Source organism: Acinetobacter sp. SwsAc6, from assembly GCF_013391565.1.
GTDB lineage: Bacteria > Pseudomonadota > Gammaproteobacteria > Pseudomonadales > Moraxellaceae > Acinetobacter > Acinetobacter cumulans.
Genome location: NZ_JACAXE010000008.1, coordinates 94292 through 109466 on the forward strand (window position 1 = coordinate 94292; position 15175 = coordinate 109466).

Below are 15175 nucleotides of genomic sequence, written 5' to 3' on the forward strand. Positions count from 1 at the left end.
GAAGCACAGCCTGTGCCAACTTTTTGTTTTTTTTAATCTGATTTAAAAAAAATGGCACGCTTTTCGCTTTTTATGACTCAGATGATGAAATAAATACGGGAGTTATAGATGGAAATTGCAATTATTGGTGCAGGTATGGCGGGGTTAACCACAGGCATTGCACTGAAAAAATTTGGGCATCAAGTCAGTATTTATGAACAAGCTGAACAGATCTTACCAATTGGTGCCGCAATTTCCCTATGGTCAAATGGTGTAAAGTGTTTAAATTACCTTGGCTTAACGGAACAAGTAGAAAAGCTTGGCGGTAAAATGGACTATTTGGCTTATATTGATGGCCTCAGTGGCGATACCATGACGCAGTTCAGCTTGTATCCACTGATTGAAGAAGTCGGTCAGCGTCCATATCCTGTGTCTCGCGCAGATTTACAAAATATGCTGATGGATGAATTTGGTCGCGAAGATATTCATTTGGCCAAAAAAATGACGGCTTTTACCGAGCACAACGACACCGTCAAAATTCAGTTTGCAGATGGAAGCACAACCAGTTGCGATTTATTGGTCGGGGCAGACGGGACACACTCCATTACTCGTGCTTATGTATTAGGTGCACAGGTTGATCGTCGCTATGCCGGTTATGTTAATTGGAATGGTTTGGTCAATATTTCAGAAGAATTTGCAGCTGCAGATCAGTGGACAACTTTTGTCGGTGAAGGTAAACGTGTTTCACTGATGCCCGTTGCAGAAAATCGTTTCTATTTCTTTTTTGATGTGCCACTGCCAGTGGGTTTAGAAAATAACCGTAGCCAATATAAAACCTTGTTTAAAGAATATTTTAAAGGTTGGTGTGAGCCCGTACAAAAGCTGATTGAGGCAGTGGATGAGCAAAAAACCAACCGCGTTGAAATTCACGATATTGAACCTTTTGCAGATTTTTATAAAGGCCGTGTGGTCATTGTGGGGGATGCCGCACATAGTACGACGCCAGACATTGGCCAAGGTGGCTGCCAAGCCATGGAAGATGCGATTTACTTGGCGCGTGCCTTGCAAATTAATACTTTGGGGTTACAAGATGCCTTAAGACGCTATCAAAATAAACGAAATGAACGTGCCAATGAATTGGTATTACGTGCACGTAAGCGTTGTGATGTGACCCACATGAAAGACGAAGCCATTACCCGTCAATGGTATGAAGACTTAAAACAAGAGCAAGGTGAGCACATTATGAAAGGGATTATTAGTAATATTGTCGGTAATCCTTTAGATTGATGCTCTGACCGAAATGAATCATAAAACTAGTACTTGATACTGGTTTTATGATTTTTTTAAATTTTTATGAAGTGGATTTAATTCGTTCACCAGTTAAATAAAACGTTATTTTATATAACCTTGAGCTGATTTTTAATGATTTCGATTTGTTCGATCATTTGATTAATCATAATTTTAGATATTTTAGTGGTTTGACGCTTTGATGCTACACATAGTGCAATCGTTAAACGGTGAATCCCTTTTTCATGCAGGGGTTTAAAGATTAATTCGCCTGTTTTAATTAAAGGTAAGGCATCCATATAAGACATTAAGCCAATGCCTAAATTCTGCTTAATTAAAGCACTCATCATACGAATATCATTACATTCAATTTTTTGTATGGGTGTAAATTTATGATGTTTATACAAAGTATGCACATATTCACTAATCACTAAAGGCTCGCTGGGCATAATATGACGTTCGCTCAGCGTATCAGATAAATAAATTTTTTCTGCTGTGGCCAATGGGTGCGAGGGTGAAAGGGTATAGCCCAGTGGAATTTCAATAAAAGAGAGAATTTCTAATTGATGGTGACTTTGTGGGTTTAAAATAATGCCAAAATCGAGCTCAGCATCAATAATTTTTTTAGAAATAACCTCACTATTGTGAATACAAATGTTCATGTTAATCCATGGATACATTTGAGTTAAATCTTGGATACTGTCCAATACAAAACTGTCGTTGAGCGCAGAAATAAAACCAATATGAATATTACCCCGATTCAAACCTTGAATTTCATCAAAACGTATCCGTGTTAATTGAAATTCCTTTTGCCATTTAAGTAGGTCTGCATAGAGTAGTTCACCTGCAAGCGTAAGCTTTAAACCCTGTGGCAGTCTTTCAAATAATGCGACGCCTAGTTCTTCTTCAGCCAATACAATTTGTCGATGTACTGCTGAAACGGAGATAAAAAGTTGTTCTGCTGCTTTTCGTAAGCTTCCAGACTTCGCAACAGCTATAAAATATTCAGAAAACCTTGAAAAAGTAATCGACATAAAAATCAGTCTCAAAATTCATGCACTTGGCATATCGCTTAGGATCATCTATACGCTCTGTACAGGGCTAATGATACATAAGCGATTTTTGTGCCATGTTGAGTTTTTTGAATGGTTTATTCGAATTTAATTCTAAAAATGAGAAAGCAATTTTGGAAATTTGCATTCTATAATGACAAAAACCATAGGCGAATTGAGAATTTAACAGTTCTACGCATTAGTTAGACCCACGCACTGCTGAGCAATCTGCTCTATGTCTGACAGACTTAATTCTAATTGTTCCCATTTGCACATTTGTTGCACAATCCATTTAAAATTATCAACTTGAGGTGCTTTTTGCACACCAAAGCTACGAATAATATTTTGAATCTTATAAAAACTTTCAACATGCAAATGATCAGAGCAACTAAAACGAATAATTTCACTGGCTTCGAGCATTTTCCATACCTCGTCCAGTCGATCTAAATGCGTTAAATCGTGCTGTGCTTTCTGTATTGCTTTCTTCACAGCTATAAGTGTGTTGGGATGTTGCAACGCCCATTCTTGTGTTGTGGCAAGAACCTTATCGGCAACTTCGGGAATAATCTGGCGACTTTCCGCAATAATTTGGCTATAGCCCTGAATCTGTGCCTGAATGTTCCACGGTTCGCCTACGCAAAAACCATCAACTAACTGTGCAGCAATGGCTTCAACCATATACGGCGGTGGTAAAGTCGCTAAGCGATAGTTTTGGGCCAATTCAGTATTGGCCAGAGCTAGCCATTCACGTAAGCAGTAATGATGAATAGACTGCTTAAATACATGTGCCAATTGTATTTTTTTACCGTCCTGAATGGCTTGGGTAATTTTGTTGGCAGAATCTGCAGGTGTATCTGTAGATGCGATATTCAACTCATAACACAACTGCTGACTTAAACTAATAAAAGCACGTGTTGTACTTAACACCAGTGAAGTTTGTAGCGGAATACCTAAATGATCATCTCCTGTTGCAGCTGCAGGAAGCATGGCCGACAAACAATGTGTCACATCCAATAAGCCAAATGCCATACGATCACGTAGACTGGCCCATGATGCTTCTTTAACCAAAGTTACTTCGAGACCTTGCTCGCTAAAATAGCCCTGATGCTGTGCCCAAAGTATTGCAGTGCAATCCAGTAAAGGTATATAGCCGAGCTGAATATCCGTTTTTTCTAAATCATTCATGGTCGATCTTTAGTCTTTAAATTGAGTTTGAAGTAAGGCCTGCGCATCGATTAATCGACGTGCCATTTCACCCATGGTCATACGTTGGCTCATGGCATTTTTTCTGAGCAAAGCAAATGCTTTATCTTCTTCAATGTGATGGATTTGCATCAGCATCACTTTGGCTTTTTCAATGTCTTTACGGTCTGCTAATTTGCATTTTGTTTCATTTAAATCTTTGAGTAGTTTTTTATGCTTTTTAAATTGCTCAATCGAAATTTCTAAAATGCTGTCTAATTTTACAGGATCAATGCCATCTACAATATAAGCCGTTACACCAGCTTCAATGGCATTTTTAATGGTGTCCTTATGCGAATTTTTGGTAAAAAGCACAGTGGGTAAATCAAACTGACTTACGCAACTTTCAATAATGTCACGCTGTGGGTGATCCATATCTAAAAGAATGACATCGGCATGTAAGGTCTGTAGATCTGTAGTATTCAAATGATCAATCATCAGGCAAGCCACAACTTCGAAACTATGTTCGATTAAAGAGGACTTAATAAAAGATGCACGTTCTACATCATCATCGATGAGTGCTATTTTTAGTTTTGGCATGCAAAAACTCAGGGCCGTCCTGAAATGAAATTTAATAAGACAAGCAATTTAAATGCCAAGTGATAAAAGTCAGTACAAACTGAAAATTATATGAATTTTCAAAGCTTTTATGCCACAGCTTATACATGCCTGCACCTTTATAATGCAATGATGCATCAAGATTAAGCTATTTAAGCAAATGTTAATTTTGGGGAAAATGCAAAATTACATATTGTAATTAAGTTTTATCAAAACACTTACACACACAGTTAAAAATAAATTAATATTTAACAGTAACTTAAAATTACAAAGCCAAACTTGGCATGATGAGTGCATATACTCAAGAAAGTCAAAGACGACTTAAATAAAATTTGTAAGACGGCCAACGATGTCCGTTCTGATCGTTTCTGCTATGTCACTACATATCAGCAACTTGTATACGTTCAGTTCAGGAGTTGGAAGCTATGTCTTCAAATTTAAATGCCAAAAAAGCCACAAAAATAAGTCTATTTAATTTTTCTTCATCAGCAATGCGGGCCTTCCACATGAGTTGGCTCGCATTCTTTGTTTGTTTCTTTGCTTGGTTTGCCTGTGCGCCTTTGATGCCAGTGATTGCAGGCGAATTTCACCTCACGAAAGATCAAATTGCCAATATCAATATTGCCGCAGTTGCAATCACGATTTTAGTCCGTCTGATCGTTGGGCCTTTATGTGATAAATACGGTCCACGTAAAACTTATACAGCATTATTAATCATCGGCAGTATCCCTGTCTTTGGCGTGGCCTCTGCAAATAGTTATGAATCCTTTCTATTTTTCCGCTTGCTGATCGGTGCGATCGGCGCAAGCTTTGTCATCACGCAATACCATACAAGCATTATGTTTGCGCCTAATGTGGTGGGTACAGCCAATGCGGCAACCGCAGGCTGGGGTAATGCAGGCGGTGGTGCAACACAAGCTTTAATGCCATTACTGCTTGGTGCACTCGTTATGTTTGGTGTAGAGCAAGCGATGGGCTGGCGTATTGCACTGATTGTACCTGGTGTGATGATGCTGATCGTGGGTGCAATGTACTGGAAATTTACCCAAGACTGCCCACAAGGTGACTTTAAAGAACTACGTGAACAAGGTGTAGCGGTTGGTTCAGATAAAAAAGGCGGTGTGGCCATTCTCATGCACGCTGCACGTAACTATCGCGTATGGATTTTATTTGGCGCCTATGCCGCTTGCTTTGGCATCGAAATCTTTATTCACAACATTATTGCGCTGTATTACGTCGACAACTTCCAATTTGGTTTAAAAGAAGCAGGCATGGCTGCAGGTATTTTCGGACTTTTGGCACTGTTTGCCCGTGCGCTCGGTGGCATTGTTTCAGACAAGGTAGCAACTAAAAAAGGCTTAGACGGACGTACCAAAGTTCTGTTTGCCATGATTCTACTTGAAGGCCTATTTTTAATTCTGTTCTCGCAAATGAGCACACCAATATTCGCCATTCTTGCCATGACAGTATTCGCACTCTTCACCCATATGGCGTGCGGCGCAACCTATGCCTTGGTGCCATTCATTGACCGTGATGCTTTAGGCGGCGTGGCAGGCATTATCGGCGCAGGCGGTAACGTTGGTGCGGTAGCTGCAGGATTCTTGCTTAAAGGCATGTTGGATATTCAAACCACGCTTATGGTGTTGGGCGGTCTAGTGGTTATTGCTGCAAGCTGTGTGCTGATGATCCGCTTCTCTGTAGAGCATAAAGAAAAAGAACAGCGTCTGTTTGAACAAGCTGTGAATGAACGAAATCTAGCTGAAGCTCAAAACTAATACAAATGGCAGCCTAAGCGCAAAGAGGCTTAGGCTGCGCAAAAGAAAATATTGCGGAGAAAGAATATGAAAATCATCATGATTGGTCATGGCATGGTAGGCCACAAGTTTATTGAATCTGTACTGGAACACGCAGGTGATGATGTTGAATTAACCATTTTAGCTGAAGAGCCGCGTCTAGCTTACGACCGTGTGCACTTAACTGAATATTTCAGCGGAAAATCTGTAAAAGACTTAACCCTTTGCCGTAGTGACTTTGCTGATGCATACGGTATTGATTTACGCCTAAGCACCAAAGCAGTTGAAATTGATCAGCGCAATAAAACGGTAACGACGAATCATGGTGATATTCTTTCTTATGACAAATTAGTACTGGCTACAGGTTCATACGCTTTTGTACCGCCAATTCCAGGCAATGAACGCGAAAACTGTTTTGTGTACCGTACCATTGACGACCTAGATGCTATCCGTGCTGCAAGCTTGAATGCAAAATCAGGTGTGGTGATTGGTGGTGGTTTGTTGGGGTTAGAAGCAGCGAAAGCGCTGCGTGATTTAAACTTAGAAACGCATGTTGTGGAATTTGCACCACGTTTAATGGCAGTGCAAATTGATGATTTAGGCGGCAAAGTACTGCGTACTAAAATTGAAAATTTAGGTGTAAAAGTACATATCCAAAAAGCAACATCTTGTATTGAAGATGGCGCGGAAGCTAAACACGTGATGAAGTTTGGTGATGGTTCTGAACTTGAAACCGACATCATTTTATTTTCTGCTGGTATTCGTCCACGTGATGAATTAGCGCGTCAAAGCGGTTTAGCCATAGGCGAGCGTGGCGGTATTGTGATTAATGATCATTGCCAAACCTCAAACCCAGACATTTATGCCATTGGTGAATGTGCGCTTTGGCAGAATAAAATTTATGGCTTAGTTGCACCGGGCTATGACATGGCGCGTATAGCTGCAAAGCACGTTATGGATGAAAGCTGTAACGCATTTGCTGGTGCAGACATGAGCACCAAGTTGAAACTGATGGGTGTGGATGTTGCATCAGTTGGTGATGCGCATGCAATGACACCAAATGCTTTAAGCTATTTTTATGCAGACGAAGCGGCGCAAGTCTATAAAAAGATTGTGGTGAATGCTGAAAAAACTAAACTGCTAGGTGCGGTTCTAGTGGGCTGTGCAAAAGAATATAACGATCTTTTGCAAATGATGCTGAATGATCTGGATGTACCAGAAAGCCCAGAAAGCCTGATTATGCCGGGCTTTGCAGAAGCTTCAGGTAAAGCGGGCGGTAGCGGTGTAGATCTGCTGCCAGACAGCGCAACGATTTGCTCATGCAACAACGTATCTAAAGCGGATATCTGTTCTGCAATTGCGGATGGTTCGACTTCTTTAGGCGCACTTAAAAAATGTACGAAAGCTGCAACTGCATGTGGCGGCTGTGCACCATTGGTGACGCAAGTGCTTAAGTCTGAGCTGCAGCGTCAAGGTGTGACTGTAAATAACCATATTTGTGAACATTTTGCTTACTCTCGCCAAGAGCTGTATCACTTGGTACGTGTGAATGAAATTAAAACCTTTGATGATTTAATTCAGCAGCATGGTCATGGTTTGGGCTGTGATATCTGCAAACCGACAGCTGCCAATATTTTAGCGTCTTGCTGGAATGACTTTGTACTTAAACCAAGCCATGCAGGCTTGCAAGACAGTAATGACTACTACCTAGGCAACATACAAAAAGACGGCTCTTATTCAGTCGTGCCGCGTATGGCGGGCGGTGAAGTTACTCCTGATGGTTTAATTGCTGTTGGTCAAATTGCGAAAGAATATGGTCTATATACCAAACTGACAGGCGGTCAGCGTGTTGATATGTTTGGTGCACAAGTGCATCAGCTGCCTGAAATTTGGGAAAAATTGATTGCTGCTGGTTTTGAGTCTGGTCATGCATACGGTAAATCATTGCGTACAGTGAAATCTTGTGTCGGCAGTACTTGGTGCCGCTATGGCGTAGACGACTCAGTAGGTTTGGCGATCTTCCTAGAAAACCGCTACAAAGGCCTGCGTTCACCGCATAAATTGAAAATGGCAGTATCAGGCTGCACACGTGAATGTGCTGAAGCGCAAAGTAAAGATGTCGGAGTCATTGCGACAGAAAAAGGCTGGAATTTATATGTCTGCGGTAACGGCGGTATGAAACCGCGTCATGCAGAATTGTTGGCTTCAGACTTAGATACTCAAACTTTGATTAAGTATATCGACCGTTTCTTTATGTTCTACATTCAGACTGCAGACCGTTTACAGCGTACTTCGGTATGGCGTGACAATATGGAAGGCGGCTTGGACTATCTGAAAGATGTCGTTGTGAATGACTCACTTGGCTTAGCTTCTGAACTTGAGCGCCGTATGAACCATGTGGTTGGTACTTACCAAGATGAATGGCGTACAGCAGTGGAAGACCCAGAGGTACGTAAACGCTTTAAAACCTTCATTAATGCTAAGGCTGAAGCACAGCAAGACCCGCATATTCAGTTTGCTTCTGTACGCGGTCAGATTCGCCCAAAAACAGAATCTGAGCGTGATGTAAACCGTATCCCAGTAGTAGAAGCATAACAAATTTAGGTATTGGAACTTTTATTTCATTCACAGCTATTTCTAAAGGTTTGGAATAAAAGTTCAGGAAGGATAAAGAATATGACAATTTTAAAAGAAATGAATGATTTAGAATGGTTTGATGTTTGTGCCTTGGATGACATTACGCCAAATACAGGTGTAGGTGCTTTAATTGGCGATCAGCAAATTGCGATTTTCCGAGTAGGTGCTGAAAAGCGGGTTTATGCGCTGAGCAATCAAGACCCGTTTAGCCAAGCTTATGTCATGTCACGCGGTATCATTGGTGACTTGCAAGGTGAACGTGTTGTTGCATCACCTATTTATAAACAGCATTTTAGCCTTGCTACAGGCCGCTGCTTAGAAGACAAAGACCAAAAATTACTGGTTTTTCCAAGCAAAATTGAAAATGGCCGTGTACTGATCAGCCCAACTGCTCAAAAAACTTATATTACCAACAATGCGCCATCGTCCCAGCTGATGAAATTGGTATTGGTTGGTAATGGTTTAGCCGGTATGCGCTGCTTAGAAGATTTGCTGGACATGGCACCTGATCGTTATGAAATTACGGTCATTGGTGAAGAACCATGGGGGAACTACAACCGTATTATGCTTTCGCCAGTGCTATCTGGCGATAAGACGATTGAAGATATTATGCTGCATCCTCATGCATGGTATGAAGGTAAAAACATCCGTTTTGTTGCAGGTGATGCTGCGGTACGCATAGACCGTCCGCGTAAGCAGGTTTACACAGAAAAAGGCTTGGTCATCGATTATGACCGTCTGATTTTAGCGACAGGCTCTAAACCGTTTATTCCGCCAATACCGGGTACTGACTTAAAAGGCGTTTTAAGCTTCCGTGATATTTATGATGTCAACAAAATGCTGGACTACTGCAAAACCAAGAAAAATGCAGTGGTGATTGGCGGCGGTTTATTAGGGCTAGAAGCAGCTTATGGTCTGAAACAGCGTGGCATGAACGTTACGGTACTGCATTTGATGGATCGTATTATGGACCGTCAGCTGGATGAAAAAGCCAGCCTGATGCTGAAATCAGCGATTGAGCAAAAAGGCATTCGTATTTTGACCGCAGCGAATACCCAAGAGTTAATAGGGCAAGATGGTCATGTGACACAATTACGTTTGCAGGATGGCACGGTATTAGATGCAGATCTCGTAGTATTTGCTGTCGGTATTCGCCCAAATATTGCACTGGCACAAAGTGCAGGGCTTCGCTGCGGACGCGGTGTAATGGTGAATGACACCATGCAAACCTTTGACCCAAGTATATATGCCGTTGGGGAATGTATTGAACACCGCAGTCAAACATTTGGTCTGGTTGAACCGCTTTGGGGACAGGCTTTCATTTGTGCATCACATTTGGCTGAACATGGCAGTTTAACTTTTAAAGCGCCAACAGTGCCTACACAATTAAAAGTAAGCGGATGTGACGTATTTTCAGCTGGCAACTTTGAACCGCAGGATGATTTTGAAGACATCATTTTGAATGATGAAAAGCGTCAAATTTATAAACGCATTATTATTCAAAAAGATAAAGTCATTGGCGCAGTTCTTTTTGGTGACACAGAAGACGGTGCGTGGTATGCAGAATTGATTGCCGATGAAACACCAATTAGTTCAATCCGAAACAAACTATTGTTTGGTAAGAATTTTGCATTAAAGAAAGCAGGGTGATGCGTCTCTATTTTTGTATGTTCCTTAAGAGGATGAGGGAGATTTTCATATAAATCCTCTCCCACTTGCGGAACTATGTTCCTCATCCTTAAAAAGGAGAGGGAATTTCCTTTGTGAATTAAGTGTTTATTTGAAATAGATATGATTAAGAAGTCTATTATTAAAAATTATTGCAACACCTCGTTAGACTTGTGAATAAGGAGCCAGCAGAAGTGAATAGTATCCCGATGGTGGAACTACCAAGCTCCACAGAAAACAAAATTAAAACAACGCAAACAACTTGCCCTTACTGCGGCGTAGGCTGCGGTATAACTGCTGAAGTAAATGAAACAGCACAAGGTAAAACAGTAATTACTAAAGGTGATGCGAATCATCCGTCAAATTACGGCAAGCTGTGTATTAAGGGTAGCAACTTAGCAGATACGCTCGGCTTAGAAACTCGTGTGCTTTACCCAATGCTGGGGCGTAAAACTGAGCGTAAAGTGAGTACATGGGATGAGTCTATTGATGCAATTGCAAATAAATTCCAACAATGCATTGATCAATACGGTCGCGAAAGTATCGCATTTTATGTGTCTGGCCAGCTGCTGACTGAAGATTATTATTCGGTCAATAAGTTTGTAAAAGGCTATTTAGGTACAGCAAATATTGATACCAATTCTCGTCTTTGCATGTCATCTGCAGTTGCTGCACATAAACGTGCTTTTGGTGAAGATCTTGTGCCTGCAAGCTATGAAGACTTTGAACACACTGACATGGTTGTTTTGGTGGGTTCAAATACTGCTTGGTGCCATCCTGTACTGTATCAACGCATTATGAAAGCTAAAGAAGAACGCGATTTATTTGTTGTCGTGATTGATCCGCGTTTTACCAGTACATGTGAAGCTGCAGATTTGCACTTGCCAATTTTACCTGGTCAAGACATTGCATTGTTTAACGGCTTACTTCAGTACTTAGTTAAAAATAATTATAGTGATCTTGAGTTTATAGCGAATCATACACAAGGTTTAGCTCAGGCTTTGCAACAAAGTGAATCAGAAGCATCTATTGAAGCTGTTGCAGAACGTACAGGTATTTCTTTAGAAAAATTACAGCTGTTTTTTGAAAAATTTGCTCAAACTGACAAAGTTATGACGCTATTTTCAATGGGGGTGAATCAGTCTTCGCGCGGTGTAGATAAAGCCAACAGTATTATTAATTGCCATTTGCTGACTGGAAAAATCGGAAAATTAGGCGCAGCGCCATTTTCTATGACAGGTCAGCCCAATGCAATGGGCGGCCGCGAGGTTGGTGGCTTAGCCAATATGCTGGCTGCGCACTTAGATGTCGATAACACAGCGCATCAGACACTTGTGCAAGAGTTTTGGCAAAGTCCATTTATTGCCAACAAGGCTGGGTTAAAAGCAGTAGATTTATTTCAAGCTGTCGAAAGCGGGAAAATCAAAGCCATTTGGATTATGGCGACAAATCCTGTCGTGAGTTTGCCAGATGCAGATCAAGTCAAACGCGCGCTTGAGCAATGTGAATTTGTAGTTGTCTCTGATATTTGTAAAGACACAGATACCACACAATATGCAGATGTGTTGCTGCCAGCATTGGGCTGGGGTGAAAAAGACGGCACAGTAACCAATTCTGAACGCCGTATCTCACGCCAATCGGCTTTTTTAGATGCGCCAGCGGAAGCAAAAGCAGACTGGTGGGCAGTCGCGCAAGTGGCGAAAAAAATGGGCTTTTCAGGGTTTAACTTTAACAATGCTCATGAAATCTTTATAGAACATGCGAAATTATCTGCTTATAAAAATGCGCCTTTGTCGCAAAGAGATGCAGCAGAACAATTCCGTTATTTTAACTTGCACGGTTTAACTGAATTAAGCTTAGAAGACTATAACCAATTTGTACCGACTCAGTGGCCTGTATGGCAAGCTGATCAAGCCGATGATGCTGTTAGCCGTTTGTTTGCCCAAGGCCAATTCAGCCATGCGGATGCCAAAGCTAAATTTGTGGCGACAGCGGCAATTAACCCTGTATATCAAGTTTGCGGCGAATATCCTTTAATTTTAAACACTGGCCGTATTCGCGACCAATGGCATACCATGAGCCGTACAGGTTTATCGGCAAACCTAAGTACGCATCGTGCAGAGCCATATTGTGAAATTCATCCGCAAGATGCCTTGAAGTTTGGTGTTAAAGATGGCGAATTGGTTGAAGTTAAATCCAATTGGGGGCTGTGCATCTTACGTGCGCAAGTCAGCAGCAATATACGCCGTGGGCAAGTTTTTGCGCCTATTCATTGGAATGATCAGGTAGCGTCCGATGCGAGAATTGGTAAAGTGGTTAACCCAGTGGTTGATGCGCTTTCAGGCGAACCTGAGTTTAAACATACACCTGTTTTTGTGCAGCCATTCTATACACAGTGGCAAGGCGTGCTGTACGTGCGTCAGGGCTTTGAACACATTGTGCAATCTACCATTCAAAACACAATTTGGTGGACTAAAGTCACCACAGCAAAAGCAACGCGCTATGAACTTGCAGACCGTCAAAAATTCAGTACTACGGCACAGCAGTTGAAAAACTTGCTGCCATTTACTGACGAATCATTTGAATGGCTGAATTTAGAGGATCAAACGGCACATTTAAGCCATTCTGTGGTTCTGCAAGACGGTCATCTGATTGCAAGTTTATATATTGCGCCTAAAGGATTGCTGCCTGATCGTGATTGGGTTGCGGGATTATTTAAACGTGAGCGTTTAAGCGCCATGCACCGTAAGGCCTTACTTGCAGGACAGCCAATGAGTATGAATAACAGTGCTGGGCCTTTGGTGTGCAGCTGTTTCAAAGTCGGCAAAAATACCATTATCGAAACCATCAAAGAAAAAAACATTAGTCATGAAAAAAAAGTCACAGCTTGTTTAAAAGCAGGCGGTAACTGTGGTTCATGTTTAGCAGAAATTCGAGGGCTCATTAAAGCCTGTCAGATGGAGTATGCAGAATGAAAAAGAAAATATTTAAACAGGTTACATACCCGCAAACGGACTTAGTTATTTTGGCTGGAGGTCAAGCCCGACGCATGAACGGGATTAATAAACTCTTACATAAATTTGACGATGAAATTCAATTAATCAAAATTCATCAACATTTAAAAAGTCGTGTTGGTCAAGTTTGGGTCAATAGTCATCGCGATCATTCGATTTATGAGCGCTTAATTCCATCCATTCAGTTTTTTAAAGATGATGAAGCTGGATTTCATGGGCCTTTGATGGGAATGAAAAGTGCATGGCAATACGTACAAGCTGACTATGTATTATTTGTACCCTGTGATGTGACTTATATTCCTAAAAAAGTCATTTCACGCTTACATCAGGCCATGCAACGCCATCCTTTATGCGAAGTTGCGGTTGTTGAAATTAACGGCAAGGCATTATTTCCATTTTGCTTATTAAAACGTAGCAGTTTGCCTAAAATATGCATGCATTTAGAACAAAATCAGCGCAGTTTAAAGCATTGTTTTGCAGAAATGCACATGCAATTGGCACGTTTTAAAAATCATGCACTATTTTTTCACAGCATTAATTCATTTGATGAGTTACAACAACATCAGCAGCTCAATTTTTTATAAACATTAAATACACGTGATTAAATTACGCACATTTTCTGTGCAATCTGCTTGATTGTAATTACGATATTTAAGTACTCACCCTCATGTAATGACTAATGTGAATAGTGTGTAGCTAAAAATAAAAGGGACATTGTTTCAAAAGTGTTTTGAAGTGTACTCATTTCAAAAATTACAAAAATATATCCCTGTTTTTAAACAATAAAAATTTATTTTTTAAAATTTAGAAACAACGCTCAAAGTTGGAACACTTTTTGCTAAATAACTTGCAAGAAAATAGGGCATCTCAAATGAGCTGTTCATCTACAGCGCATTTGAATGCAATGGATTAGACGTATGCATAGCATCACAAAATTACAAGCGACTCCGTTCCAAGATCAATTTGGGCGGTACAAGCGTAAATTGCGTATATCGGTGACAGATCGGTGTAATTTTAAATGTGTGTATTGCATGCCTGAGCACCCTGAATGGATGCAGAAACATAATTTACTCAGCTTTGAAGCTTTATACGCATTTTGCAAATTTATGGTACAACGCGGTATTGAGCAAATTCGTATTACTGGTGGTGAACCACTCATGCGTCAGGGAGTTGTTCATTTTGTACAACAACTACAAGCACTAAGAACTTTGGGTTTAAAACGAATCTCTATGACCACTAATGGTCATTATTTAAAGCAATATGCACAGGCCTTAAAACAAGCAGGCTTAGATGACTTAAATATTAGTTTAGATAGCTTAGACGCAACACAATTTACACAGCTCACGCAAAGAAAAATTACTCCAGTGCTAGAAGGCATTGCTGAAGCAAAAAAAGTAGGATTGAAGCTCAAAATTAATACTGTGCTGATGCAGAGTTTTAATAGCAATCAAATTATTCCTTTAGTGCAATGGGCCTTGCAACAACACGTTGAATTACGTTTTATTGAGTTTATGCCCTTAGATGGCGATAAAAAATGGACTCAACAAGAGGTCGTGTCCGAACAATACATATTAGAAATCTTAAGCCGCCAATTTAACGTACAGATTTTAGAAGGACAAGGCGCACAGCCTGCGCGTCAATACTTAGTGAATGGTCAAGCTTTGGGGATTATTTCCACCATTACAAACTCCTTTTGTGGTCGCTGTGACCGTTTGAGACTAAATGCGCAAGGCGAATTTTATAATTGTTTATTTTCAGTGCAAGGGTTGAATTTAAAGCAGGATATCGAGTCATTAAGTTTTTACCCTCAGCAAAATGACACACTTTTAAATAGTAAATTGGCCTCTTATATTTGGCAAAAAGAACAAGGCTTTCATAGCTTAATGGCACAAAATCAGCCAAGCGGTCTTCGTAAAATTAGCATGCACATGATTGGAGGCTAAGC

Annotated in this window: 10 protein-coding genes; 7 read left to right on the plus strand and 3 right to left on the minus strand. The window is 40.7% G+C overall.

Annotated elements, in window-relative coordinates:
* Positions 1-108 precede the first annotated feature (108 nt).
* Complete coding sequence (gene hpxO / locus HYG93_RS08125; protein ID WP_106984350.1) at positions 109-1266, plus strand: FAD-dependent urate hydroxylase HpxO; 1158 nt, start codon at positions 109-111, stop codon at positions 1264-1266.
* Positions 1267-1376: 110 nt separating this feature from the next.
* Here the strand turns inward: hpxO and HYG93_RS08130 are convergent, their stop codons facing one another.
* From HYG93_RS08130 to HYG93_RS08140, 3 genes are all read right to left on the minus strand, one after another.
* Positions 1377-2300, minus strand: coding sequence for a LysR family transcriptional regulator (locus tag HYG93_RS08130; protein WP_120365559.1), 924 nt, complete (start codon positions 2298-2300; stop codon positions 1377-1379).
* 210 nt (positions 2301-2510) lie between these two features.
* Positions 2511-3503, minus strand: a complete 993-nt coding sequence (locus HYG93_RS08135) for an ABC transporter substrate-binding protein (protein WP_120365558.1) — start codon at positions 3501-3503, stop codon at positions 2511-2513.
* A 9-nt stretch (positions 3504-3512) separates the two neighbouring features.
* A complete protein-coding gene (locus HYG93_RS08140) occupies positions 3513-4100 on the minus strand; it encodes an ANTAR domain-containing response regulator (RefSeq protein WP_106984347.1) in 588 nt (195 codons plus the stop codon).
* Between the two features lie 443 nt (positions 4101-4543).
* Between HYG93_RS08140 and HYG93_RS08145 the strand changes: the two genes are divergently transcribed.
* The 6 genes from HYG93_RS08145 to moaA all read left to right on the plus strand — a co-directional run bounded on the left by HYG93_RS08145 (position 4544) and on the right by moaA (position 15173).
* Complete coding sequence (locus HYG93_RS08145) at positions 4544-5893, plus strand: MFS transporter (protein WP_120365557.1); 1350 nt, start codon at positions 4544-4546, stop codon at positions 5891-5893.
* Between the two features lie 66 nt (positions 5894-5959).
* Positions 5960-8506, plus strand: a complete 2547-nt coding sequence (nirB, locus tag HYG93_RS08150) for a nitrite reductase large subunit NirB (RefSeq protein WP_106984345.1) — start codon at positions 5960-5962, stop codon at positions 8504-8506.
* 81 nt (positions 8507-8587) lie between these two features.
* Positions 8588-10198, plus strand: coding sequence for a nitrite reductase small subunit NirD (gene nirD / locus HYG93_RS08155; protein WP_106984344.1), 1611 nt, complete (start codon positions 8588-8590; stop codon positions 10196-10198).
* 212 nt (positions 10199-10410) lie between these two features.
* Positions 10411-13191 carry a nitrate reductase gene (locus tag HYG93_RS08160; RefSeq protein WP_106984431.1) on the plus strand — a complete coding sequence of 927 codons (2781 nt, stop codon included), beginning with the start codon at positions 10411-10413 and terminating at the stop codon, positions 13189-13191.
* The gene (locus tag HYG93_RS08165; protein ID WP_106984343.1) at positions 13188-13814 is read left to right on the plus strand and encodes a molybdenum cofactor guanylyltransferase; all 627 of its coding nucleotides are present in this window, start codon (positions 13188-13190) and stop codon (positions 13812-13814) included. Before HYG93_RS08160 ends, HYG93_RS08165 begins: the two co-directional genes overlap by 4 nt.
* A 333-nt stretch (positions 13815-14147) precedes the next feature.
* Positions 14148-15173, plus strand: coding sequence for a GTP 3',8-cyclase MoaA (moaA, locus tag HYG93_RS08170; protein WP_106984342.1), 1026 nt, complete (start codon positions 14148-14150; stop codon positions 15171-15173).
* Positions 15174-15175: the final 2 nt, after the last annotated feature.